17 protein-coding genes are annotated in these 26943 nt (G+C 47.0%); 4 read left to right on the top strand and 13 right to left on the bottom strand.

The features are described from left to right. Nucleotides 1-57 precede the first annotated feature (57 nt). Complete coding sequence (gene mgtE / locus ACF8OV_RS12560) at nucleotides 58-1413, top strand: magnesium transporter (protein WP_005468659.1); 1356 nt, start codon at nucleotides 58-60, stop codon at nucleotides 1411-1413. A 75-nt stretch (nucleotides 1414-1488) separates the two neighbouring features. Here the strand turns inward: mgtE and pmbA are convergent, their stop codons facing one another. After that, nucleotides 1489-2832 carry a metalloprotease PmbA gene (gene pmbA / locus ACF8OV_RS12555; RefSeq protein WP_025555695.1) on the bottom strand — a complete coding sequence of 448 codons (1344 nt, stop codon included), beginning with the start codon at nucleotides 2830-2832 and terminating at the stop codon, nucleotides 1489-1491. 110 nt (nucleotides 2833-2942) lie between these two features. Between pmbA and yjgA the strand changes: the two genes are divergently transcribed. Then, nucleotides 2943-3470: a ribosome biogenesis factor YjgA gene (yjgA, locus tag ACF8OV_RS12550; protein WP_005457057.1), complete on the top strand. Its 528-nt coding sequence runs from the start codon at nucleotides 2943-2945 to the stop codon at nucleotides 3468-3470. Between the two features lie 72 nt (nucleotides 3471-3542). Here yjgA and ACF8OV_RS12545 read toward each other — a convergent pair whose 3' ends face one another. Continuing rightward, nucleotides 3543-4505: a D-2-hydroxyacid dehydrogenase gene (locus ACF8OV_RS12545; RefSeq protein ID WP_203505110.1), complete on the bottom strand. Its 963-nt coding sequence runs from the start codon at nucleotides 4503-4505 to the stop codon at nucleotides 3543-3545. A gap of 34 nt (nucleotides 4506-4539) precedes the next feature. After that, on the bottom strand, nucleotides 4540-5292 hold the full coding sequence (gene rluA, locus ACF8OV_RS12540; RefSeq protein WP_029815573.1) for a bifunctional tRNA pseudouridine(32) synthase/23S rRNA pseudouridine(746) synthase RluA: 753 nt from the start codon (nucleotides 5290-5292) through the stop codon (nucleotides 4540-4542). Nucleotides 5293-5620: 328 nt separating this feature from the next. Between rluA and ACF8OV_RS12535 the strand changes: the two genes are divergently transcribed. Beyond that, the gene (locus ACF8OV_RS12535) at nucleotides 5621-6886 is read left to right on the top strand and encodes an NRAMP family divalent metal transporter (protein ID WP_025625478.1); all 1266 of its coding nucleotides are present in this window, start codon (nucleotides 5621-5623) and stop codon (nucleotides 6884-6886) included. A gap of 69 nt (nucleotides 6887-6955) precedes the next feature. Here ACF8OV_RS12535 and rapA read toward each other — a convergent pair whose 3' ends face one another. Next, nucleotides 6956-9865, bottom strand: coding sequence for an RNA polymerase-associated protein RapA (gene rapA, locus ACF8OV_RS12530; protein ID WP_140078383.1), 2910 nt, complete (start codon nucleotides 9863-9865; stop codon nucleotides 6956-6958). A gap of 557 nt (nucleotides 9866-10422) precedes the next feature. On the opposite strand from rapA, the gene ACF8OV_RS12525 reads away from it, so the two are divergent. Continuing rightward, the gene (locus ACF8OV_RS12525) at nucleotides 10423-11799 is read left to right on the top strand and encodes a PhoH family protein (protein ID WP_023585526.1); all 1377 of its coding nucleotides are present in this window, start codon (nucleotides 10423-10425) and stop codon (nucleotides 11797-11799) included. Between the two features lie 70 nt (nucleotides 11800-11869). Here the strand turns inward: ACF8OV_RS12525 and tldD are convergent, their stop codons facing one another. The 9 genes from tldD to ACF8OV_RS12480 all read right to left on the bottom strand — a co-directional run bounded on the left by tldD (nucleotide 11870) and on the right by ACF8OV_RS12480 (nucleotide 26939). Then, a complete protein-coding gene (tldD, locus tag ACF8OV_RS12520; protein WP_020835343.1) occupies nucleotides 11870-13315 on the bottom strand; it encodes a metalloprotease TldD in 1446 nt (481 codons plus the stop codon). 11 nt (nucleotides 13316-13326) lie between these two features. Next, nucleotides 13327-14148 carry a carbon-nitrogen hydrolase family protein gene (locus ACF8OV_RS12515; protein ID WP_203505108.1) on the bottom strand — a complete coding sequence of 274 codons (822 nt, stop codon included), beginning with the start codon at nucleotides 14146-14148 and terminating at the stop codon, nucleotides 13327-13329. 34 nt (nucleotides 14149-14182) lie between these two features. Further along, nucleotides 14183-18061 carry a YhdP family protein gene (locus ACF8OV_RS12510; protein WP_274056185.1) on the bottom strand — a complete coding sequence of 1293 codons (3879 nt, stop codon included), beginning with the start codon at nucleotides 18059-18061 and terminating at the stop codon, nucleotides 14183-14185. Between the two features lie 11 nt (nucleotides 18062-18072). Further along, nucleotides 18073-19542 (bottom strand): ribonuclease G, encoded by a 1470-nt coding sequence (rng, locus tag ACF8OV_RS12505; RefSeq protein WP_005461826.1) that lies wholly within the window; start codon nucleotides 19540-19542, stop codon nucleotides 18073-18075. 18 nt (nucleotides 19543-19560) lie between these two features. Next, nucleotides 19561-20130, bottom strand: a complete 570-nt coding sequence (locus tag ACF8OV_RS12500) for a nucleoside triphosphate pyrophosphatase (protein WP_005461824.1) — start codon at nucleotides 20128-20130, stop codon at nucleotides 19561-19563. Between the two features lie 4 nt (nucleotides 20131-20134). Beyond that, nucleotides 20135-20623, bottom strand: coding sequence for a rod shape-determining protein MreD (mreD, locus tag ACF8OV_RS12495; RefSeq protein ID WP_005461823.1), 489 nt, complete (start codon nucleotides 20621-20623; stop codon nucleotides 20135-20137). After that, nucleotides 20613-21509 (bottom strand): rod shape-determining protein MreC, encoded by an 897-nt coding sequence (gene mreC, locus ACF8OV_RS12490; protein WP_203505106.1) that lies wholly within the window; start codon nucleotides 21507-21509, stop codon nucleotides 20613-20615. The genes mreD and mreC overlap by 11 nt, the downstream gene beginning before the upstream one ends. Before the next feature lie 137 nt (nucleotides 21510-21646). Continuing rightward, nucleotides 21647-22690 (bottom strand): rod shape-determining protein, encoded by a 1044-nt coding sequence (locus tag ACF8OV_RS12485; RefSeq protein ID WP_005381144.1) that lies wholly within the window; start codon nucleotides 22688-22690, stop codon nucleotides 21647-21649. A 151-nt stretch (nucleotides 22691-22841) separates the two neighbouring features. After that, nucleotides 22842-26939: a DUF6701 domain-containing protein gene (locus tag ACF8OV_RS12480; protein ID WP_182021043.1), complete on the bottom strand. Its 4098-nt coding sequence runs from the start codon at nucleotides 26937-26939 to the stop codon at nucleotides 22842-22844. Between the last annotated feature and the right edge of the window lie 4 nt (nucleotides 26940-26943).

Raw genomic sequence — 26943 nt, 5'->3', positions numbered from 1 at the left:
GCCTAGAATTAAGTTATTATTCAAAGCATTGTAAATATCAGGAATTGGGAGGAACGAATGGCAGAGCAAATAGAATTCGACCAAGCTCACCAAGCCCTCCAAGAAGTCACAGAAGCGCTGGAAAACGGCCGCTTCGTCCATGTTCGTCGTCAGCTTCAGGACATGGAACCTGAGGATATTGCTCACCTTTTAGAAGCATCCCCACGTAAAAGCCGTGAAGTTCTTTGGCAACTTACCGACCCCGAAGATTACGGTGAAATTCTTGACGAACTAAACGAAGACGTTAAAGACAGTCTTGTATCAAAAATGGCTCCCGAAGACCTTGCAGAGGCGACGGAAGGCATGGATACCGATGACGTAGCATACGTCCTACGTAGTTTGCCAGATGATCTTTCCCGTGAAGTTCTCTCCCAAATGGATTCAGCAGATCGTGCTCGCGTCGAGACGGCACTGTCTTATCCTGAAGACACCGCTGGTGGGTTGATGAACACGGACGTTATCACGATTCGTGGTGACGTTGATGTCGACGTAGTCCTGCGTTATCTGCGTATGAAGGGCGAGCTGCCTGAAGCCACCGATGCACTCTACGTGATTGATGACGAAAGCAAACTGATTGGCGAACTCCCAATCACGACACTTATTACGACCCAACCCGACGTAAAAATTATCGACGTCATGGAAGATGCTGACGATGCGATTACCGTTGACACCAGTGACTCAGACGTTGCTAGCCTGTTTGAACGTCGTAATTGGGTGTCAGCACCCGTAGTGGATGAAAACCAGCACCTTGTTGGTCGTATCACCATTGATGACGTGGTTGACGTTATTCGTGAAGATGCCGAACACTCAATGATGAGTATGGCAGGTATGGATGATGACGAAGATACCTTCGCTCCCGTCTTCAAATCCGCGCGTAAACGCAGTGTTTGGCTCGGAGCCAATGTCCTAGCTGCATTAGCCGCAGCTTCGGTTTCCAACATGTTTGAAGCCACGCTGGACCAAATGGCGGCAATTGCGGTCTTGATGACCATCGTGCCATCCATGGGTGGTGTTGCAGGTAACCAAACCGTTGCACTGGTTATTCGTGGCCTTGCTTTAGGTCATATCGGTGACTCGAACAAACGTGAATTGTTGATGAAAGAAGCCGCGATCGGTTTGCTTAACGGCATCATGTGGGCGTTGATCATCGGTGGTATCGTTGTGGTTTGGAAAGGTAACTGGATGCTCGGAGGTATCATCTCTGCCGCCATGTTGACCAACCTGTTCGTGGCCGGGGTTGCAGGGGTAACCATCCCTGTCCTTCTGAAGAAGATGAATATCGACCCTGCCCTTGCTGGCGGTATGGCACTGACGACTGTCACTGATGTGATTGGCTTGTCTGTTTTCCTTGGTCTCGCAACCTTGCTGATCTAAGCCAGTAACCAACAATGAGCATTAAAAAAGCCTGATGAACACATCAGGCTTTTTGGTATTTCGCGCTAGTAACTATTATTCACCTGCGACTTTCATTGTATCGAGCAAGATAGAACCGGTTTGGATTTGTGAGCGTGTTTCAATATCACTACCAACTGCCACTATCTTCGTGAACATGTCTTTTAGATTACCGGCGATGGTAATTTCAGAGACTGGGTATTGGATTTCACCGTTCTCAACCCAGAAGCCTGCCGCACCGCGAGAGTAATCACCCGTTACTACATTTACACCTTGGCCCATCACTTCTGTTACCAAAAGGCCTGTGCCCAATTCCTTCAGCATTTGCTCAAAGTTTTGGCCTGTCGACTTCACGTACCAGTTGTGAATACCACCAGCGTGACCGGTTGGCTCCATCTTCATCTTGCGAGCGGCATAACTGGTCAGTAGGTAGGTCGCCAACACACCATCGGTAATGATTTCACGATCTTGCGTATAAACGCCTTCGCTATCGAATGGGCTGGAAGCCAAACCGCGCAATACATGCGGACGCTCTGAAATATTGAACCATTCAGGCAAGACTTGTTTACCCAAATGATCCAGTAAGAAAGAAGATTTGCGGTACAGGTTGCCACCGCTGATCGCCATCACTAGGTGACCAATCAAGCCAGTTGCCACATCTGCCGCAAACATAATTGGGTATTGGCCCGTTTTCAATCGTTGAGCATCCAGTCGGCTTACAGTATTTTCCGCCGCTTTGCGGCCGACGGTTTCTGGCGTCCACAAATCATCACGATGGCGGGCAACGGTATAGCTGTAGTCACGTTCCATTTCGCCATTTTTGCCTACGCCAATAACGCAGCAGCTTGTGCTGTGGCGGCTAGACGCGTAGCTTGCTAACAAACCATGGCTGTTTCCGTACACTTTGACGCCGTAGTGGCTATCGTAGCTTGCACCGTCACTTTGCTTGATTGCATCGCTGTAGCTTAGCGCTTCTTTCTCAGCGGCAATCGCCACTTGTGCTGCGTAGTCTGGGTCTGGAGAGTCTGGGTGGAAAAGGTCAAGATCTGGCACCTCTTTCACCATAAATTCTTTCGGCGCTGGGCCTGCGAACGGGTCTTCAGATGTGTAATGAGCGATATCAAGCGCGGCATTCACTGTCTGTTCAATCGCCGCTTCACTCAAATCAGATGTGGAAGCGCTGCCCTTACGTTGGCCTCGGTAAACGGTAATGCCAAGCGCACCATCACTGTTGAACTCGACATTTTCTACATCACCCATTCGAGTGGAAACACTCAAACCTGTGCTTTTAGTAATTGCGACTTCTGCTGCATCCGACTTCGCCGACGCGAGCTCCAATGCTCGTGCCACGGCTTGCTCTAGCTCGGTACGTTGCTCAGCAACCTGCTGTTTAATATCCATTGTCTTTCACATCTTGTATTCAATACGCAATAGAATAACAAGAATTTCGCTTTCTCCCCACGATTCTTGTTAAAATAGTCATAATATTAATCAAAACACAGGCAACTGAAATGGCACGTAAGAATCAAAAAGCGCCATGGGAACCAGAAGAAGAGATCATCTGGGTAAGTAAATCCGAGATGAAGCGAGACATGGAAGAGCTGCAAAAGCTTGGCGAAGAGCTTGTCGGCCTAAAGCCAGCAGTTCTCGAAAAGTTTCCATTGAGCGAAGACCTGCGAGAAGCAATTGCCGATGCACAGCGCTTTAAGAACGAAGCGCGTCGTCGTCAGCTACAACGTATCGGTAAATTGATGCGTTATGAAGACCCAGAACCAATCCAAGCGGCATTGGACAAAGTACGCAACAAACACTCACAAGCAACAGCAGCGCTTCATAAACTGGAAATGCTGCGTGATCGCGTTGTGGAAGAAGGCGACAAAGCCATTGATGACGTCATGGAATTGTACCCAGAAGCGGATCGTCAGCGTCTACGTCAACTTGCACGCCAAGCAGCGAAAGAGAAAAAAGCCGGTAAACCAGCAAAATCTTACCGTGAAATTTTCCAAATCCTGAAAGCGTTAAATGAAGAAGAAATCTAATCTTCCTTCGTAAACCATAAAGACAAAGCAGACCACTAGGTCTGCTTTTTTAATGCGGATAATCAACGCCCACTAAGCGAGGCGATTGAGGAGCTCTCCGCGCTGAAACGCGTTAATGTTCTCAATCAGAATGTCAGCCAAGCGTTGAATCGACGAATCACTTCCCCACGCAACATGAGGCGTTAACAGCAAATTCGGTAAGTGAATATTAGCGATCAGAGGGTTGCTCTCATCGGCAGGCTCCTGAGTAAATACATCAAAACCCGCAGCTGCGATCTCACCCTGTTTTAGCGCATCCACCAACGCTTGCTCATCAACCAAACCGCCACGACCGGTGTTGAGTAGAATCGCGTTTGGTTTCATTTGCTGTAACTCGGCTTTGCCAATCAAATTCTGCGTATGCTCGTTAAGCGGACAGTGCAAAGTCAACGCGTCAGAGTGTTTCAACACTTCCTCAAATGGCACATAACCTGGTCGACATTCTGCCGCTCCTTTACGCTCCGCAAATAAAACCGTCATTCCTAGCGCTTGAGCCAGATTCGCCGTGGCCTGCCCCAAGACACCACTACCGACGACACCTAGTGTACTGCCGCCAACATCCCCGATGGAATGAGTAAAAAAGCAGAACTGCTTATTTCGCTGCCATTCACCAGCCGCAATGTCTTGATGGTACCCAAGCAAGTTTCGACGCAAAGCAAACAACATCGCGATCACATGCTCAGGCACAGATCGAGTGGCATAACCACGCACGTTCGCGACTGCAATGCCATGTTCAGCACAATAGTTTACATCGACATTGTTAAACCCTGTCGCCGCAACGGCAATCATCTTGAGCTGAGGCAGCTGCGAAAGTACCGATTGATCCAGCACCACTTTATTGCTGATGACGATATCGGCATCAGCCAAGCGTTCAACCACGAACTCAGGCGGTGTCAGTGCATACTCCATCCAATGATGAGGAAACTCAGGGCGCGGGACTTGAATGTGATTGGGAATGGTGGCGCGGTCGAGAAAGACCACTTTAGGCAGTGACATAACGGCTCCTTGTTCACTGCCTAATGAAATCTATTTATGGGCGTGGCAGTGTTTTGTAATCAGGTAATTTACGCTCTGGATCGAAATAGTCAAAGATCATCTCTTCGGCTTCCTGGTAAAAGTCACACGGAACAAAAATACTGCGGAGCCAGTGACTTTTCGGATGGTAGAAGCTCAATTCAGAAGCGTGCAGTTCCAAACGCTCAGAGAAAGCTTTGGCTTCTTCGGTCGCGTAGAACTCGTCACCAACAATAGGGTGACCCAACGCTTGCATGTGCACACGCAATTGATGTGAGCGGCCAGTAATAGGCAGTAAACGTACGATGGTCGTCTTTGTTCCGTCTTCGTGTTCTTCTCGCTTCGCGACTTGGAAGAGAGTTTTTGATGGCTTACCATCTTCAAAACACACTTTTTGCAGCGGACGGTTTGGCCAGTCACAGATCAATGGCAGATCGATTTCGCCCTCTTCCTGCTCGACATGACCCCAAACGCGTGCGTAGTAAATTTTATGCGTTAAGCGGAACTGGAACTGCTTTTTCAACGCACTTTCTGCTCGCTTGTTTTTAGCCAGTATCATCAATCCCGACGTCGACATATCTAAGCGATGCACGACTTGGATATCTGGGTACTCTTCCTGTAAACGACTCCACATGCTGTCATGGTGCTCTGCAAGACGTCCCGGAACTGACAACAAACCAGATGGCTTATTCACAGCCAAGATATGGTCGTCCTCAAAAACGATGTCGATCCAAGGATCAGTTGGTGGGTTGTACTCAAGCATTGCCATGGGTGGGATCTCTAGAAAATAAAAACGCCGCGATTATAACGAGGGCTCAGCCAAAACGCATTTTAATTTCGCGACCAATGAAAACACCAAAACCAACATGGTTAATCAAGTCAATAAATTCGAAAAATAAAATAAAAACTGTTTTGTAAATATAGTTTGACAAGTACTGCGGGAGTGATATTTATAGAGTGGTTACCCAAATAACTTTATTCCGTTCGGAAAAGCACCCCATAACATTAAATAAGGTTTCACGCCGTTTGGATTCCCGCGAACCGTTCTCGCGGGGGAAGGTTATGCCGTTATACACAACATCAAAGGACAATAAGAAATGGAATCCGCCGTACCAGATCAACCCCAATCCAGAATATCGCTATTTTTCCGCTCACTTGGCCCAGGCATCCTAATGGCTTCTGCGGCGGTGGGTGGCTCTCACCTTGTAGCCTCAACCAAAGCGGGCGCCATCTATGGCTGGCAACTTGCCGCACTCATCCTGCTCGTAAACCTGTTTAAATACCCATTTTTCCGAGCTGGCGTGCAATACACGATGGGCACTGGGCTTACGTTAGTCGAAGGCTACGCGAGACTGGGTCGCCCTTACCTTTGGCTGTTTCTGTTCTTAAGTGTGGTGTCGGCGGTGATCAACACCGCAGCATTGTTGATGTTTAGTGCGAGCCTGCTGGGTTACTTCATACCGTTTTCACTGTCGATGGCATCGTTGAGCATCATCGTTTTGGTCACGTGTTTGATCATTTTATTCGCCGGCCATTACAAAGCACTCGACACACTTTCGAAAGTGATCATGTCCGTGCTCACCATTGCAACGCTGCTTGCTGTTGTAATTGCGTTTGGTAACCCAGTGGAACCCGTCGCGAACTTTGAATCACCTTCCCCTTGGTCAATTGCGGCAATTGGTTTCATCGTGGTTACGATGGGGTGGATGCCAGCACCAATTGAGATTTCGTGTTTAACCTCAGCGTGGCTAAAGCGCCAGTCGAGTCAGCAAGAAGTAACACCTCGCTCTGCTCTGTTTGACTTCAACGTTGGCTACATCGGTACAGCCGTTTTGGCGCTAGTGTTTGTTTCGCTCGGTGCGTTAATGCTGCACGGTTCTGGAATTGAACTGAAGAGCTCCGGGGTAGGCTTCTCGCATCAGTTGGTTGGCTTGTACGCTTCGACCATCGGGGAATGGTCACGTTACTTAATCGCGGTGATTGCGTTCTTCTGTATTTTCGGCAGCACAATTACCGTTATTGACGGTTACTCGCGCGTAATTGCTGACTCACAACGCCTGTTGCGCTCTCAAGCGGAAACCGATCCAAAAGCAACGTCAGCGATTATGTTGGCGGTATCATTGCTGGCGCTAGGTATCGTCGTATTCTGGGCATCGGCACTGCTACCTATGCTCGACTTCGCGATGGTTCTAGCGTTTATGACGACACCATTCTTCGCGCTACTGAACTACATCTTAGTGAGCAAAACGGACTTACCGGAACCGCTGGCGGTGGGACGCAAACTGAAATGGCTATCGATTGCTGGGCTGATTTACTTGTTTGGCTTCTTAGCTTTGTTTATTTGGTGGAAGTGGTTGATGTAATCCGCAGGCAAACCGCAGATAAAGAAAAAGGTCTTCGATTGAAGACCTTTTTTAATGCGTTTTACGCGATTAGTTGTGGCTCACCACGATCAGACGGAGCGAATCGAGCTGCACTTGAGCTTGATTGATGTAACCAGTCAGCTCTTTGATTTGTGCTTCAATCGCTTCAATCTCTTCATCACGAATGTTTGGGTTCACCGCTTTCAAGGCTTGTAAACGCTCTAGCTCCGCATTCAAGCTTTGCTGCATATCTTGCTGCGCTTGCTTACGAACGGCTTCCACTTTCTCTTCAACCAGCACATCACCCGCTTCAATCAAACGGTGCACGTCTTTTTGCACAGACGTCACCAGCTTGCTGCCAAGATGACGGTTTACTGGGCTAAGTTGACGGTTGAAACCTTCAAACTCTACTTGAGCCGATAGATCGTTACCACGCGAGTCCATCATCAGACGGATTGGCGTTTTCGGTAAGAAGCGCGTGATACCGCTGCGTTTTGGTGCTTGCGCATCTACCGCGTAAATCAGTTCAAGCAGAATCGTACCAACTGGCAACGCCTTGTTTTTCAACAGAGATACCGCAGAAGTACCCACACCTTCACTCATCAGAAGATCGATACCACCTTGGATCATTGGGTGTTCCCAACTGATGAAGTGCATGTCTTCACGAGAAAGCGCGGTATCGCGATCAAAAGTGATCGTCGCACCTTCGTATGGCAAACCAGGGTAGCTTGGCACCATCATGTGCTCTGATGGCGTCACCACCAGTGCATTTTCGCCTTTGTCGTCTTGGTTCAAACCAATCGTATCAAACAGAGAAAGCGCAAACGTGACTAGGTTTGTATCACCATCGGTTGATTCAATTTTCTCAACGATTTGCTGAGCTTTTTCGCCGCCGTTGGAGTGCATTTCTAGCAAGCGGTCACGACCTTGCTCTAGTTGCGATTTCAATTCTTTGTTCAGCTTCGCTGATTCTTCGATGATCTCATCCAGAGTGCTGGTATCTCCTGACGCCAGAATCTCAATCAGAGCGTCTGAGTACTTGTCGTAAACCGCACGACCTGTCGGGCAGGTTTCTGCAAAGGCGTTCAAACCTTCATCGAACCAACGCGCTAGGATCGCTTGCGATGTGCCTTTCAAGTAAGGAACATGAATGTCGATATCGCGGTTTTGACCGATACGGTCCAAACGTCCAATACGTTGCTCAAGCAAGTCTGGGTTGAATGGCAAGTCGAACATCACCAGTTGGTTGGCAAATTGGAAGTTACGACCTTCAGAACCGATTTCGCTACAGATCAGAACCTGTGCACCGCCTTCTTCTTGCGCAAAGTAAGCCGCAGCTTTGTCGCGCTCAAGAATCGACATACCTTCGTGGAAGACCGTCGCACGGATGCCTTCGCGTTCACGCAGCGCTTGCTCCAATTGCAATGCCGTGCTCGCACGAGAAGCAATCACGAGAATCTTCTCGCCGCGTTTCTCTTTTACTTTTTCAAGTAGCCAGTTCACACGTGAGTCAAACTGCCACCAGCTTGCGTCATCGCCTTCAAATTCTTGGAAAATTTCTTCCGGGTACAGGTTCTTCATCGCACGCGCTTCAGAACTCATCTTACCGCCAATCATCCCTGCCACACGCATTGACGTGGTGTACTGCTGTGGGATATCCATCGGCATAAGATGCACATTACGCGTTGGGAAACCTTTGATTGCCGCACGCGTGTTACGGAACAAAACACGCCCCGTACCGTGACGGTCCATTAGGTTATCGATAAGCTCTTGGCGCGCTGATGCTTTCGCCTCTTCATCGCTGTTGCTTTCGATAATTCGGAAAAGTGGTTCTACGTCTTGTTCAGACAACAGTTCAGTGATCTGGTTTTTCGCGTCATCAGGCAGCTTTTCGCCTGAGAATAGTGAAGTAATCGCATCAGCTACAGGCGCGTATTGCTCTTCTTCCTCGACGAACGCTTCGTAATCATAGAAACGATCGGGATCCAGCAGGCGTAGACGAGCAAAGTGGCTTTCACGACCAAGCTGTTCTGGCGTTGCCGTCAGTAGCAACACGCCCGGCGTACGTTCAGCCAAGCCTTCTACCACTTGGTATTCACGGCTTGGTTTGTCTTGGCTCCACTCAAGGTGATGCGCTTCATCGACAACAAGCAGATCCCATTCGCCTTCTAGCGCTTGTTCAAAACGCTTGCGGCTCTTACGTAGGAAATCGAGAGAACACAGCACGTATTGCTGAGTATCAAATGGGTTTTCAGCGTCCGCGAATGCTTCAATACAACGCTCTTCGTCGAAGATAGAGAAATGCAGGTTGAAACGACGCATCATCTCAACTAGCCATTGGTGTTGCAGTGTTTCAGGCACCACAATCAAAATGCGTTCAGCACGACCAGACAACACTTGCTGGTGAATGATCATGCCCGCTTCAATGGTCTTACCCAAACCTACTTCATCCGCCAACAAAACGCGTGGCGCGTGACGGCGACCGACTTCATGCGCGATGTAAAGCTGATGAGGGATCAAACCTGCTCGCATACCACACAAGCCACGCATTGGGCTCTTGTGCTGTTCAAACTGGTTGGTTAGCGCACGGTAACGAAGAACGAAGTTGTCCATGCGGTCGATTTGACCCGCATACAACTTATCTTGAGGTTTGTTGAAACGAATTTGGTTGCTAAGGAAAATCTCACGCAGAACAACTGCGGTTTCTTGCGTGTCTTCACGAGTACCGAAATAGGTGTACAGACCTTCATCTTCCAGTACTTCTTCAACTTTCAGAGACCAACCTTCTTGGCAATCGATGACATCACCGACGTTAAACGTTACTCGGGTAACAGGTGCATCGTTACGTGCGTAAACTCGGTTTTCCTCTGACGCTGCAAACATCAATGTCACAGTACGAGCATCCATTGCTACTACGGTACCTAAACCTAAATCGCTTTCCGTATCGCTAATCCAGCGCTGCCCCAAAGCAAATGTCATGAATTGACTACCTCGTTATTAGTTCTTGATTCGTATTTCTTGTTGGTCTACTCACACCCGAGGGCATGGATAATAGTTTAGATCTGATTCTGGCTTCTGCTATGCACATTGAGCTCGTCATGCGAGTGTGGACTGAACATTTTTAAGTCAGCTCAACATGATAAATCGGACGTAGCCTATGCGCAGAAAAAGGTCGCTAATCTTACTTGAAGCTGTGATTTAGGTCACGCCGAAACCGCACCAAGCGGAAACTTTTTTTCCCAAATTACAAATGCAATCAAATTGTAAAAAACTAATGCCAATTATTAAGTTGTTGGAAGTAAATATTACGTATACTTCTAATGAGGGGCGCTTAAAGACATTGCATATAATTTGAGCGCATTAGTACACGATTAGGATCAACACGGGTTTGCAGTAAGTTGTCTTGCTACTCGGTTGCTAACTAACCGACGATAGCCCGATAACCTCTATTGCAAGCAATCAGAGTTAGGTCATTTCTTATGTTGAATTTGGCTTAACCACTCGCAAGCAAAGCCGCGCTGCGGCAAGGAGACGCTATGGGCGATACCGATCGGAAACTGTTTGTACTTGATACCAACATCCTTCTTCATGAACCCTTCGCCATCTTCTCTTTCCAAGAACACGATGTCGTCATCCCTATGACCGTGTTGGAAGAACTCGACCGAATTAAAGACAGCAAACGCGATGTTGCAAGAGACGCACGCGTAGCTATTCGCGCTTTGGAAGATCTCTTTAAAGACGCAACGCCAGATGAAATTTCAGAAGGCATTCCCGTATCGAAAGAAAAACCAGACCAAGGCTCTATTTCCATTTTGGCGGATTTTGAATTGCAGGAAACCGTCAAAGCTTTCGCCGACAAAGCCGGTGACAACCGTATTCTCAACGCGGTGCTTTATCTGCAAAACAAACGAGCACCACGAGAAGTCGTGCTTATCACCAAAGACATCAACATGCGTCTGCGCGCGAAAGGAGCCGGAGTTCGCTTTGTTGAAGACTACCGAACCGACCAACTCATCGACGACATTCAATACCTCACTAAAGGCTTCCAACAACGAGAAGGCGATTTCTGGAGCGGCATTGATGAAGTTGAAAGCTACGCGTTGGGTGGCAGAACTTATCACAAACTCAGTCGTGAGCCTTTTGACCCAACGTTCATCAACCAATACGTCATTGATGAAGACAGCGATTTTGCAGGCCGCGTTGAAACCATCAATGAAGACAAGCTAACCCTACTCGACCTAAGCCGAGAACGCATGATGCACCGCCGAGCTTGGGACATCACACCAAAAAACATTTATCAGGCCATGGCGCTCGATGCCCTACTCGACCCTGATATTGATTTGGTGATCCTCACTGGTGCGGCGGGTAGCGGTAAAACGCTATTGGCTATGGCAGCTGCGCTCGAGCAAACTATTGAAAAAGGCATGTTTGATAAAATCATCGTCACGCGTAACACGCCAGACATTGGTGAGTCGATTGGCTTCTTACCAGGCTCAGAAGAGGAAAAAATGATGCCTTGGTTGGCGGCGGTAACCGATACTTTGGAGGCGCTGCATAAGCACGATCACTGCACCGAAGGCTCGTTGAAATACATCTGCGATAAAGCCAACATTCAGTTTAAGTCGATCAACTTTATGCGTGGCCGTTCGATTCAAAATGCGTTTGTGTTGCTTGATGAGTGTCAAAACCTCACTGCATCACAAATCAAAACCATCATCACCCGCTGCGGTGAAGGAACCAAAATCGTCTGCTCCGGTAACTTGGCGCAGATTGACTCACATTACCTCACCCCAGTGACGTCAGGTTTGACCTACATGGTTGAACGCTTCAAGAACTTTGAAGGCAGTGCGAACATTCACCTCAACGGCGTGGTTCGTAGCCGCTTGGCAGAGTTTGCAGAAGAAAACCTCTAACCCACATCGATTCACGCACAAAGTAAAAGAGCGCTCCAATGAGCGCTCTTTTTATCAAGATTCGAGTGATTTATTCGGTGCCACCAACAGTCAGTGAATCAAGCTTCAACGTTGGCTGACCAACGCCTACTGGCACGCTTTGCCCTGCTTTACCACAAACGCCAACACCTTTATCGATGCTTAAGTCGTTACCGACCATCGACACTTGCTGCATCGCTTCAATGCCTGAACCGATTAGAGTTGCCCCTTTGACGGGACGAGTCACTTTACCATCCTCAATCAAGTACGCTTCTGATGCAGAGAACACGAACTTACCAGAGGTGATATCCACCTGACCACCACCGAAGTTAGGCGCGTAGATGCCTTTCTTCACGGTAGAGATGATTTCTTCTGGTGTGTGTTCACCTGGCAGCATGTAGGTATTAGTCATGCGTGGCATCGGTAAGTGCGCGTAAGATTCGCGGCGACCGTTACCCGTTGGGTTTACCCCCATTAGGCGCGCGTTCAGCTTGTCTTGCATGTAGCCTTTCAATACGCCATTTTCGATCAGCGTGTTGTACTGACCATTCACACCTTCGTCGTCCACATTGAGTGAACCACGTAGATCTTTCAGCGTACCATCATCCACAATCGTACATAGCGATGACGTCACCTGCTGACCCATTTTGCCAGAGAATACCGACGACTCTTTGCGGTTGAAATCCCCTTCTAAACCGTGACCTACCGCTTCATGCAGCAGTACGCCCGGCCAACCAGAACCAAGAACCACAGGCATCATACCTGCAGGTGCAGCTTCTGCTTCTAGGTTAACTAACGCCATACGGATGGCTTCGTCCGCGAAGTGGAAGGCTTGCTTCACACCATCTGTTTCAGACAAGAAGAAATCGTAGCCAAAACGACCACCACCACCAGCACTGCCACGCTCGCGACGGTCACCTTTCTGTGCAAGTACACTGATGGATAGTCGAACAAGCGGACGAGTATCACCAGCGAAAGTGCCATCTGTAGCGGCAACTAGCATTTGCTCGTGCACGCCACTGATGCTGATAGAAACTTCTTTGATCAGAGGCTCTTTAGTGCGAATGTACGCATCCAAAGACATCAGTAACTCGGTTTTTTGTTGTTTTTCCCAGCTTGCTAGCGGGTTAACCGCATCATAGTAAGCTTGATTTTCCGAACGTTTGAATGCTTGAACTTTGCCATTTTGGCCCTGCTGCGCAATGCCTCGCGCCGCAATAGCACTTTGCTTCAAACCTTCCGGATTGATTTGATCTGAGTAGGCGAAACCGGTTTTTTCGCCCGTCACCGCACGCACACCAACACCACAATCAATGTTAAAAGAGCCATCTTTGATGATGCTGTCTTCTAGAACCAGAGACTCGTGCCAGCTGGACTGAAAGTAGATGTCCGCATAATCGATCTGGCGCGTAGCAATGCTGGCAAGCGTGTCAGCAATGTCCTGCTCTGTCAGACCATTTGGGGCAAGGAGTGCCTGTTCTATTTGGTTTGTGCTCATAGTTAGCTCTTTTATTTCCGTCTCAATTCATTTTGAAAGCGACTGTGTTGAGTCAGCGGCATATTCTGCCTTACTTGCTGGGTTTGTGACAAATCTATCTCTGCCACCAGCAAACCCACTTGGTCTTGAAGTTGTTTGTGAATGCGTCCCCAAGGGTCAATCACCATGGAATGCCCCCACGTTTTACGGCCGCAAGAGTGTGTTCCCGTTTGTCCACTGGCTAAAATCCAACATTGCGTTTCACTTGCTCGAGCTCGCAGCAACACTTCCCAGTGAGCTTGCCCAGTAACCGCAGTAAACGCGGCGGGAACAACAATGATATCCGCCCCCGCTAAACGCAGTGCTTTGTACAATTCGGGGAAACGAACGTCGTAACAAATGCTCAAGCCGACGCTGCCGATATCCGTTTCTGCCACCACAATTTGGTTGCCCGCGGTGAAAGTATCTGACTCTCGGTAGCTGCCATGGCCATCTTCTACATCGACATCAAACATATGCAGCTTGTCATAATGGGCAATGCATTTTCCGTGAGGTGGTAAAACGAGCGTCGTCGTTGTCACACCTCGCGCGGTTTGAATCGGCATACTACCAACGACAAGCGTCAGTTGATGACTCTTCGCGATATTGGCTAAACGCTCTTGAATAGCACCGCTACCTAACGGCTCTGCATGTTGATGGTACTCTTCTCGACTGGCAAACAACACCGCATTTTCCGGCGTGAGCACCAGCTTTACTCCTTGATTGGCCGCCAAAGTACATTGCTGGTCAATAAAGTCCAAATTCGCCTGAATATCAGGCCCCGAAGTCATTTGAATGATGCCAACACGTTCCATGTGTTCTCTTCCTTCTACCACTTAGTCGGGCGATCTATTTAGCCTGCTCACGCAGTTTTTCTGGCAGCTTGTATTCGCCTTTACTACGTGAAATCTCTTTTACGGTTGGTGAATCTAACGGGCCTTTGACCTCGTAATTCACTTGGGTGAACACCTCTACAACTGGAGAAATTACCGTAGAAATCGCCAGCACGTACAGAGCAGTTTGAGGGGCTACCGCAAACGCCGTCAACATTGGCAACCCTGACGTAATATCCGGCGTAAACTTCACTTCCGCATCCACCATTCTGCTGGTCATGTTTGCAATACCACGAATTTGCATTTCACCAGCTAGCGCATCCATCACAATATCATTAGTGATGAACACACCATCTTGGATTTTGCCTGTACCCGTGATGGAGTTGAACGCCATGCCTTTGTCGAATACGTCGGTAAAATCGAGCTGCATCTTACGAATGATGGAGTCCAAGCTAAATAGGCCAAGCAAACGCGCCGCGCCGCTGACTTCACTCACAACCCCTTTGCCAAACTCCGTCGAGACATTCCCCTGCAAGGTTGGTGTCTTCATCGACCAAGGCGCACCATCCCAATTCATATTGGCGTTGATCTCAAATGGCGCTTGCTGGATCCCAGACGTGATACCAAAACGCTCCATCAGATCCGTATTGTTATCGCCTTTCATTTTTAACGTCAGATTGGAATGGCTACGATCTTTGGTCAGCTCCCACCAACCATTCATATCGATGCGGTTTTTGCCGCTACTGAAGGTAATGTTTTTCCACTCCAAACGATCATCTTGACGCTGTAAGTCGACATTCACTTTGCCAACCTTGTAACCTTGCAGCCAAAAATCGTCGATGTTCAATGTTAAGTTTGGCATCTCTGCGTGAAACTTGCGGTCAAAGTTGGTAATAAGTGGCGCACTCTGATCTTCACTAGCGAAAATCGAACTGCGCTCTTTGGTCATTTCCTCAAAGTCTGGCAAGTACAAATGTAAATGGTCTAGAGACACCGATAAATCGTACGGTTTGAGGTACGTTGCTTTGCCTTTCACCTCTTGGCTACTCACGTCCAACTGCCAACTTAGGTTCTTTTTACTGGCATTCAATGCCACATCGTGAAACTCAATGCCGCCCAGCAACAAGTTCGGCGTTTCGACTTCAATACGCGTTGGTAAAGGAATCGTAGGCGTCTGCATGTTTGCCAGCACCGATTGCGCTTTACTCTCTGGCGTATCCAGTAACGTCGCCCACTTATCTAGGTTTAACTCATCTAGACGAATCGAAGCATCGTGCCCAACGACAGGGCTAATTTTAAAACCGCCTTTGCCTAACACTAAGTTGGTCGCGGTTAACACTGGCACATCGCCCGAGATATCAATTTCGGTCTGATATTTCGCATTTGGGATTTGCAAACGAGCCGAAATGCTCTCCTGATTCCCCGATGCTTGGAGTTTCGCCTGACCAGCTTCACCGACCTTTTTCGTCAATGGGTATGGGTATTCACTGGCTAATCGACCGAGCTGCGCCAACACATCCACTTGGTAAGTAAAACCCACATCGTTGAGCTGCAAGTCAATGTCCATTTGCCAAGGTGCATGACCGGAAACCAAGCTCAACCAACGTTCACCTAAATAAGGCTTGAGAGGCTCTACATCCCAATCACCTAAAGTATTGATGGTCACATTGTAGCCTTGGTCCGCACTTTCGCCGTGGAAATCGAGTGAAATAGGCTGCGAGAGTAACTCTGCTGATAAGCCAGATGTCGTCACCACATCGTTGTCGAACTGAATGCGTCCAGTGGCTTTTTCTAGCGTCATTGGCGGCGCATCAATATCAACACGGTTGTCTTTCAAATCCGCATAACCCCAAGCTCGTGCGTCTTTTTCCATATCAAAAGGAATGTTGAGCTGGAACTCGGAATACACCGGGCCACTGACTTGCAAGGCCGTCAAAGCGGCACCAACCGAGTCAACCAGCGGCGTAGCCATCATGTAGTCGCGAACTTCATTACCCGGAGCTGTGGCTTTAGCTTCAATTTCGATATGACCATCTTCAGCCAACTCCGGAATGCGCCCCGTGATGCGTTTAGCATGAACGCCATTTAACGTCGCCGATTTGGAATCCAGATACATGGCGTCGTTTTCAAACAATAGATCAAGCTGCAAGTCGGTAATGGTTGGCCACGCAGTATCAAAACTGAATTTCGCGTCTTTTAAGCCAACCCATGCCTGGAACATGCCGTTGTGCTCTTTGTAAGGAAAATCTCCTAACTCGCCATACCATAGCAATTTGGCCGTGTTTACTTTACCGCCTTGAATTGCGGTCGATAGGTAATCCGTTAGATCTTGGCCTAATGCCAAAGTTGGCAAGTAACGCCAAGTTTCACCAGCGTTGTAGAGATCCGCCTCAGCATAAAACGATAGGAATGGGCTTTGCTCTTTAGGGAAATCGAGTCGAAATGCGCCCAACACTTGAAGGTCCGGAGTCGCAGCCGTGACTTTATCCGACCACAAACGCCAACCTGTCTCATCTTGCTGCCAGATGATGTCGACTTCGCCTTGCTTGATGTTCAATGGGGCTTGGAATACATCCCCGTACGGGAAAACATCATCAATGACCGTGACTTTCGCTTTCGCTTGCTTCAAGTCACCCGCAACGCTGCCTTGCACATGTTGAAAGCCCGGCAACAGTTCCCACTGAGTCATAGCTAACTCATCGAGGTCCGCCGAATAACGCAGCGTATCTAAGCCACCATTCATGGCTAAACGAATGTCTTCAACACGACCTTTCGGCGCTAACTTATTGAGTAAGTCACTGGTTGATTCCGATTCCGGCGCGAGCTTAACGAGTGGAATCAGCGCCTCAATGTCGAGCTGAGAAAGATTGAGCTTCCAGCCATCTGGTTGCCAATCAAAAGCCGCATCAAGTTCAGGCCAGGATTTGTCATCGGTGCGAATTTGAAGTGAGTGACCATTTACTTTCCAACCTTGCTTATCAGGCAAGAGCTTAAACACTCCCGATTCGATAAACAGTTCATGGCGGCCATTTTCATTCCATACGAGCTCAGACGGTTGCAGCTCCACGTACGCATAATTAGGTTGGCTGTGTTTGAGAGTCAGCCAGGTATTCAAACTGACCTTGCCAGACTCCGCCCCCGACTCTTCTTGCATGTAAGTGGTAAGCCAAGGCGTTACCGAGACATCTTGCGCACTCACGTAAAACTCACCAGACACATCACGCAGCGAACCATGATCTTTAAAGTTAGCATTTACTAACAGTGAATTCAGGCTAGCGTCTGCAATACTGACTGTGCCTTCCGCTAAGTGACGTTTGCCTTGGTTACTCCAGCGAAGCTGTTCGATATCGAGTCGACGAGTTTCGCCCGATACCGATTTGTACCAGACGCGTGAATTCGTAATGGTGAAGTCTTCAAACTGGCGCAGCAATAGTGAGTCCAGCTGATCAATCAGCTTAACTTCATTTTGGTCAACATCAGTGGTCGGCTCTTGATTGCTCGACGTAGGTAGAAGATCGACCGTGCGAATATCTAATGCCAAGTTATGAATGGTTAAGTCGGCCACGACGGGCTTAAACTGAAGTAACGATTGAATCAAATCGAATTCAATTTGAATTTCATCAACGGCGAATCGAGCTTCTTGGTTATTCGGTAAGTTAGCTTCTAAGCCGAGTAACGCGATAGAGGGATGGCTATTACGCCAAGAACCAGCAACGCTGGAGATAGAAAAGTCAAAACCTGTGCCTTGTTTGACCCAGGTTTTGATCTCATCTTGGAAGTGGTTAAGTTGTGGCAATGTGACGCGTAGAGTGGTCACTAGAATGGCTAAAAAAACCAAGACAGTGACTAACGTCCACGCGCAAAAACGCCCAAAACGGTTAAAACCAGAATTCACAAATGTTCCAATTACATCATCACGACGTCAAACTGTTCCTGAATGTACAGGGGTTCAGCCTGAATACGGACTTGCTTACCAATAAATACTTCAAGTTCTGCCAACGCATGAGACTCATCACCCAAAAGCGCTTCTGCGACAAATGGCGATGCGTATACGACAAAGTTGTCGGCATCGTACGCTCGGTTTACACGAGTGATCTCGCGCAGAATCTCGTAACACACCGTTTCAACCGTTTTCACGGTGCCACGGCCTTCACAAGTAGGACAACCAGAACAAAGAATATGTTCAATACTTTCGCGCGTACGCTTACGCGTCATTTCAACCAGACCTAACTGCGTAAAGCCATTGATGTTGGTTTTCACGCGGTCTTTCGACAATGCTGCTTCTAACGAAGTTAGTACTCGCTGACGATGCTCTTCTGACGCCATATCGATAAAGTCGATAATGATGATGCCACCTAGGTTACGCAGACGTAACTGGCGAGCAATGGCTTGAGTCGCTTCAATATTGGTATTAAAGATGGTCTCTTCTAAGTTACGACGACCAACAAACGCACCCGTGTTGATGTCGATGGTGGTCATCGCTTCTGTTTGATCGATGATTAAGTAACCACCCGACTTGAGCTCAACTTTGCGCTCCAAAGAGCGTTGAATTTCGTTCTCAGTGTCGTACATATCAAAGATAGGCTTGTCACCTTCGTAAAGCTCAAGCTTATCGGTCAGCTCCGGTACGTACTCAGAAGTAAACTCTTTGAGGTTCTCATATTCTAAACGTGAATCGACCAAAATCTTGTCGAGTTCCGTTCCAACGAAGTCACGCAAAATACGTTGTGCAAGACCAAGCTCGCCATACAGCGTTGAACGTGTCTTGTACTTAGAACGACGCTCCATGACTTTCAGCCATAAGCGTTTTAGGAACGCAGCATCTTGAGAGAGTTCTTTCTCGTCCGCCCCTTCTGCAGCCGTGCGGATAATGAAACCACCGTGCTCATCGCAGTAGTGATTCACCACTTTTTTAAGGCGCTCACGTTCGCTTTCGCTTTCAATACGTTGCGATACACCAACGTGGCTAGCGCCAGGCATAAAGACGAGATAACGGGAAGGAAGTGTGATGTCAGTAGTTAAACGCGCACCTTTAGTGCCAAGAGGATCTTTAACTACCTGTACGACGATATCCTGACCTTGGCGAACCAATTCAGAAATGTCACGAACTTGAAACTGCTGTTTCTCGTTCTCTGCCACACATTCAGTATGCGGAACGATATCAGACGCATGTAAAAACGCCGCTTTATCTAAACCGATATCGACGAAAGCCGCTTGCATGCCAGGCAGCACTCGGCTTACTTTGCCTTTGTAAATGTTGCCCACAATACCGCGACGAGATTCGCGCTCGATATGAATTTCTTGTAGTACTCCACCTTCAATCATGGCCACACGAGTTTCACTCGGGGTCACGTTAAGCAGCAATTCTGCACTCATGTGCACACCTCAAAACAATTATAAAAATTCTTGAATTAGCTGATCGGTTTCGAACAAAGGTAAGCCTACTACAGCGTGATAACTGCCTTCGATTCGGGTGACAAATCGCCCTCCGAGTCCCTGAATACCATAACTTCCAGCTTTATCGCATGGCTCTCCTGACTGCCAATATTGTTCGATTTCTTCGTGAGTCAGTGGCTTGAACCATACGTCAGTGGTGACGACCACCGAGTGTTGTTGTTCCGATGATACGACGCTCACCGCTGTCATCACTTGATGACGACGACCGGATAAGTCAGTAAGCATACGCTTTGAATCTTCAAAACTTTTTGGCTTCTCTAAAACACGGTCATCGCATACTACGACCGTGTCTGAGCCCAATACAACGGAATCAGGCTTAGCCAACGCTAAGCCTGCCTGAGCTTTTTCCAAAGAAAGACGCAGCACGTAATCTTGTGCTTGCTCATCAGCCTGTTTGGCTTCTTCGATGTCCGGTAATACGATATCAAAGTCATAGCCTAGTTGAGCAAGCAGCTCTTTTCTTCTCGGAGAACCCGAAGCGAGAACGAGAGATAGGCTCTTTTTCACCGCATTACCTTACGTGCCAAGCGCGACGAACTCGTCGCATTAATAAAAACATCCATGGCCAAAGTATACAGTTTATTGCCGCCGTCCACAGAGATAATGGATTAAATACTACGTCCTGGTTCAAATATTCCCCACAGAATATCAAAACTTCCAATAACGCAGTAAAAAAGGCAATTAAAATCGACTGTTGCCACAATGCCATGTTACGAATTAGCAAGAAATTCAGTGCCACCAAGTAGATGACAATGGACATCATCATGCCCCGAATTCCTAGCGTTGAACCAATGAGAATGTCCCACAATAAGCCCAACACTAACGCCGTGCCGACGTTTACTCGATGCGGCAATGCCAGCACCCAATAACACGTCACCAAAAATAGCCATGAAGGACGAAGTAGGTCCAATACACCTGGCCAAGGAATGGTTTGCAGAACTAGCGCAACGAAGAAACTAACACCAATCACCATTCTGCTACGCAATACATTACTGGCCATTAGTTACCTCTTGTTCTTGCTCTAACCCGTCATTCGCATTGGATTGCAATACTTTGTGCTGACGATCTTCGTTTGGCCAGATCAACAGCAAGTATCGTAGACGATCAAACTCCACCACAGGTTCGGCTTTGATCGATGCAAATTCTTGACGAGTATCGTGATCCACATTCGTGACCGTCGCCACAGGGTAGCCTTCAGGGTAAATACCTCCCAGACCGGATGTCACAAGTAAATCACCAACTTGAATATCAGTACTGGTTGGAATGTGTTCCAGTTGGATTTCATCCATTTCACCATTACCTGATGCAATCACTCGAATGTCATTACGAATGACCTGAACTGGAATGGCATTTTTTGCATCTGTCAGTAGCAATACGCGCGCATTGTGCGCCGCAACAAACGTAACCTGACCGACAATACCTTTTTCGTTAATAACGGGCTGACCAACGTACACACCGTCAATTTGGCCTTTATCAATCACCACTTGATGACGATAAGGTGAAGTATCCACCGCCATTACTTCGGTCACGACCTTCTTCTCATCACGAACAAAAGACGAGCCAAGCAACTTACGCAAGCGTTGGTTCTCTTCTTTATATTGGTCGAGCAAGATCAATTCGCTTTTTAGACGAAGCACTTCGCGCTTTAAGTTGCGATTGCCTTCTACTAATGCCTGACGAGTATTAAAACGTTCGAATACACCGTCAAACATGCTACGAGGCATATTCGCTGCGTACTGAATTGGCGCAACCATACTGTTGAGTAGGTAGCGAACGTTGGAAAACGTATCTAGACGACTATCAGCCAGCATCAAGCTCGCCGACGCGATGACAGCAAAAAACAGACGTAATTGCAGAGACGGGCCTCTGCCAAAAATCGGTTTCATCTTGTTTTTAACCTGATTGCTTCCATGATTATTGAGCCTTACTTGGCAACCTGAAACGCGTTCAGATATGGAGCATGTTTGAATTACAGAGAGAGCAGAAAAGAAGGTGAAGCCCGTAATGAGCTTCACCTACATTTTTATTCTTCAGAGAACAGATCGCCACCGTGCATGTCGATCATTTCTAGTGCTTTACCACCACCACGTGCCACACACGTTAGTGGATCTTCAGCGATAACTACCGGAATACCCGTTTCTTCCATAAGTAGGCGATCAAGATCTTTCAGTAGTGCGCCACCACCGGTTAGCACCATGCCGTTTTCAGAGATATCTGAAGCTAGCTCTGGTGGACACTGCTCTAGCGCAACCATAACTGCAGAAACGATGCCTGATAGCGGCTCTTGTAGAGCTTCTAGGATCTCGTTTGAGTTCAAGCTAAAGCTGCGTGGCACACCTTCAGCAAGGTTACGGCCGCGAACTTCAATCTCTTGAACTTCATCACCTGGGTAAGCAGAACCGATTTCGTGCTTGATCTTTTCTGCCGTAGCTTCACCAATCAAACTGCCGTAGTTACGACGCACGTAGTTGATAACGGCTTCATCAAAGCGGTCACCACCGATACGTACAGAAGACGAGTAAACCACACCATTTAGAGAGATAACGGCAACTTCAGTAGTACCACCACCGATATCGACCACCATCGAACCTGTTGGCTCAGAAACACGCAGACCAGCACCAATCGCCGCCGCCATTGGCTCGTCAATTAGGTAAACTTCACGTGCGCCCGCACCCAATGCTGATTCACGAATCGCACGGCGCTCAACTTGAGTAGAACCACAAGGAACACAAACTAGTACGCGAGGGCTTGGCTTAAGGATGCTGTTATCATGCACTTGCTTGATGAAGTGCTGAAGCATTTTTTCGGTTACGTAGAAGTCAGCGATTACGCCGTCTTTCATTGGACGGATAGCTGAAATGTTACCAGGTGTACGACCCAGCATTTGTTTTGCTGCATGACCGACTGCCGCAACGCTTTTTGCAGAACCTACACGATCTTGACGAATAGCAACTACAGAAGGTTCATCAAGGACAATACCTTGTCCCTTTACGTAAATTAGAGTGTTGGCAGTACCCAAATCGATAGATAGATCGTTAGAAAACATGCCACGAAGTTTCTTAAACATACTCTTCGCTCATCCTGCAAAAATTTAGAAGACAAAAATTGTCCTAAATGTACCAATGCCTCGCTGTCACAGCAAGGCATTGGTACACAAACATGAGCAGAAAGCCTCAATTTCTTGCAGTTTCCTTACTTAACGCAAGAAACCGAAGTTGTTACTGTCCGGTTAATCCCGGCTCGCCACGATAAATCACGCGATCATTACCACGGTGAATACCAAATGTGACAACGGAAGATGGATTTTCTTCTCCAGCGTTCTTATTATCCCAGTTGTATTTGAGCCAAGGAAGGTTGTTGCCTGTAGAGTCAAGGTCTAGCCTAATTTGAGATTGCTGGCGCACCAATGAATCACATGAGTTTGAATCTTGCTCAGCAATAAAGTCTCGCATAATCCCACCAGAAAGCGTGCCACTCCCTTTTAGTAGAATTTCACAGTCGCTACCATCATTAGGCCAGATATACGTTGGCGTTTTTTCCAGCTTATTCATTACAGGCGTAGTACTGTGGTGTGAGTTAGTTACAAACCTCTCACCATCCCAATATTCTACCTTCAACGGTACCGTCAGTTTCGCACCAACTTGACCACTTACGTCACTCAAGTTCATGCGCCCATACCGAACATTAGGTTGGGAAGGTAAAATTTGGCTATCACTGCGCACGAATGTAGCAGACTGAGTTTTTTGGTCCGTTATTTCATATTTAAACGAGCTTGGATCATGACCTTCCTTAAGAGCCAGTGCTAACTGCGTAACCACTGATTTTTTATCATCACTAGAATTAAATGGACCATCAGGTTTAGATGCTTTCGACCACTCAATAGAATCCACCCATAACTTGTGCCATTTTGCATCCTTCCAACTTGATTTTAATAACTCTTTATCAGAATCAATATTCAATCTCTTTGCGTGATCACCTGTCAATTCGAAGTTCACTTTCAGAGAGTCATCAAACAGACCATAGTTGTTTGTGAGCTTGCTCGTTGCACTAAATGCAGAAACGGAAAATTGAACGTGTGTGAAAGGTTGCTCCATATAAACAGAGTCGTTCTGATTATCTGGATACGCCCACACCTTCTGATCTGAAATCTGGAAATAGTCGGGGTAGAAACGCCCAATCACTGCGCTATCCTCATTTAATAACATATCAACAAGGTAGGTCGCCGATGTTTTCAGACTCAACGAACCTACCTCATCCCATACGTATGGAACGCTTTTACCCGCTTTCGCCTCGTCTTTACTGAACTCTAACTCCGAGTCATTACTTACCGCTAAATTAGCAATATCACCACCCGTTGGATACGAGACAGAAAAATCGACTCCGAGTGGTGCGGTCGTAGATCCATCCGAGAAATAGTTTTGTGTCAGTGGGTAATCACAAACATTCTTTTCACTGTCTTGAGAATCCGAATGAACAATCGGCTTATAAGTTACGTTAAAGCGCTCTCCGGCAGGGATAAAACCATCCCCCAAGTCGTGAGTTGCCGGGTTTGCTTTTCCATCACTTATCGCAGCAATATCGCAAACAGCAATCTTCCAAGGACGAGATTTGACACTAAAAGAGCCATTAAGCACAACGGTTGACGCTTGCGTGCCACCGTCTACCGCAATTGGACAATTATCAGAGTAATTGGGGTCACAAGTAAAGTTCTCGTCTTCAAGCTTAATCGTGTACAACCCCGACTCCATCAGGCTAAAAATTTCATCTGATGATGTGCCTTGCTCTGAGCTGGTAAATTCCGGCGCATACGTCAGCAAGTTTTGATCACTTCGACCACCATTTGGGGCTTTAAGCTCTAACTGGATGCTTGGTGATCCAGTATAGCTTTTAACTACGGTTTGTTGACCATCGCTACACGCCAAGACTCTCGTTTCTATTGGATAATTTTGGCCAGCAACAATGGTTTGATCGCCAACATCAAACTTGAATGGTACAAACTTAAAGGTTGAAGTTTGCGTCTTTGATGAATCATTATTGACGGTAACCTTAACGGTATACTCTTTGTCGAGTTCAATACCATTTTGATCTGCAACGGCAATGCGCAACTTTAATTTACCAAGTTTCGAAGGCACACTGCTGGTAGTAAAGTTCGGATAGGAACCAGTACCCGTGCTCTCGACAACGCCTACTGTGAACTTATCTGCATCAGGATAAACTTGAACAGTGACCTTGGTGCTTTCTGCATGGCCATCATTTTGTGTTTGTATTTCAAACTGAGGTCGTTCAGTTCCGCACGTCAGGGCGTACTGAGTTGCTGGAGATAGTATTACTTTGTAATTATCTGAAGGTGTAAAGCAATGGTTGTCTGTTGCGATAATCTGGGCATCTCCCGTCATGTAGATTTGACGTGCAGTTATCGCCCCTCTAACAATACTGTTATTGTCTATCTGAACACTTGATTCACTGTATAGTAGACCTATAAACTCACTGTCTTCACTAAAGGTCACACCGGAGGCTTTTTTATCATCTTTATCATAATGGACAAGAACAATGAGCTCTCCTGATTTAGTTGAAGTTTTTTCTTCTTTAAACCAGCTTTTGTGATTGTGACCGTTTCCTTTACTTTTATCTTTGCCGCTCATTGAAAGACGTTTGACATGTATCGTAACTTTTTCACCAGCAGGTACCGAAATCACCCCTCCATTATTAATATCTATATTTCCGACCCAATAAGTACCTGTTTTGAAAATAACGGATCCCTTACCGACTCTTAAAGTACCTATCACCTCATTATTCGAAAATTCACGACTATCGTTCCAAACATTCACTTCTTTTAAGTGGTTGTCAACGCTAGGCTCCCTAAAGGTTTCAAGTTCTTGCTTGGTGACCATTAGTCCAGAATCACCTAAGCAGATCCCATCATCACAACTCTTATTTTTCTCCTCATTTGTTATATGAATCGAATTTGGAGAAAAGCCAACATACCGTCTACCATTACTAAGCTGAGCACCAATTATTTTTGCGCTATTACTCATCTGTAACAAAGCACTTGTGTTACCAGACCAAGTTTGAGCAGGAGATGGAAATAATTCACAGACTCCATCTACAGGTGGCTTTTCAAAAAGAAAATATGAAAACTCCTCTAATACATGGCCACGTTCAGAATCTGAATTCATATCTTCTTCATTAATAAGGTATACGCCGTCTCTTTCAACAGAACAGCGACGCAGCCAACCACCATTATCACCCTTTCTCAATTTCTTGGATGCAAGAAACACAGGCGCTTTCGTGAAAGTTACTCCTTGATTAAAAAAGGTTTTCGCATTCTCAGAATCACACCCATCTAATATCGGCCGAATTAGGTTATCATCAGAAGTATCTAACGTAGGGACTGTTTGTCCTTGGCCAAGCCAGAATTTTCTTCGATCATAGTAACCTTCACCTAAACCAGCCACATAAGCAACCTTCTCCTTGTATCTTAACCTATCGTTGCTTCTATTTGGTGTAATTTCCGACCTATCAATAATTAAGTCAAAAGAGTCGTCGTCTGGTTTAAAGGCGATAGCGGTTAACCAAAGAGGAGCATCCTGAGCCTCAGCTTTCTGGTTATTCTCATGCTGATTATTATTTCTTGTTTGCACTTGCACTAACACTCCGGGTTCAGCACCAGTAGAGAATCGAGACTTATAGAACACTTTCTGCTTATGCAAATCTAATCGGTTATTAGCTTTCGATGTAGTTAAGTCAGCATCCACATAGCCAGCAGATATTTTAGCGCCACTCGTGAAAGATATTTCACCAGGCTCAATAACTAAATAATCAATGCTGGTCATTGGTGCATTCACATACTTAACGGGGATTTGGTACTGACCTTCGCTTCTGCATCGCCATTTATATTCTTTCTCGCGATCCCGCTTACCGTAAGATAATCTTTTACATGCTTTAGCATGAGGAGCAATGACTTGCCTAATCACACTACTTTTTTTGTCTACACTCCAAACTCGCAAATCCGATGGGTATTCTGTTTCCGCTGATTTGACTTTTTTGTAGTAATTACCTGCTGAATGTGGATCCACCACATTTCCGTCTTTATCCAAAAACCGGGTCAAGCTCGAATCAATAGATGACATAACAAAAACCAACGGTGGCTCATCGTATGTGTTTTCAAACTGAATCTCACACTCAGCCAGATTATTTTCCTTAGAACACGCCACAGTACCAAATTCAAACTTAGGCTGTTCGCTCCCTGACGCTAGCGCTAAAGAAGATACGAACCAAAAAGAATATATAACTAATATTGCGAATATGTTTTTCATTGTT

The organism is Vibrio sp. GLN_1 (genome assembly GCF_043106015.1).
In the GTDB taxonomy this organism is placed as follows: Bacteria; Pseudomonadota; Gammaproteobacteria; order Enterobacterales; family Vibrionaceae; genus Vibrio; species Vibrio parahaemolyticus.
Note: the sequence above shows the minus strand (reverse complement) of the source record. Positions and strands in the feature narration are given on the sequence as shown.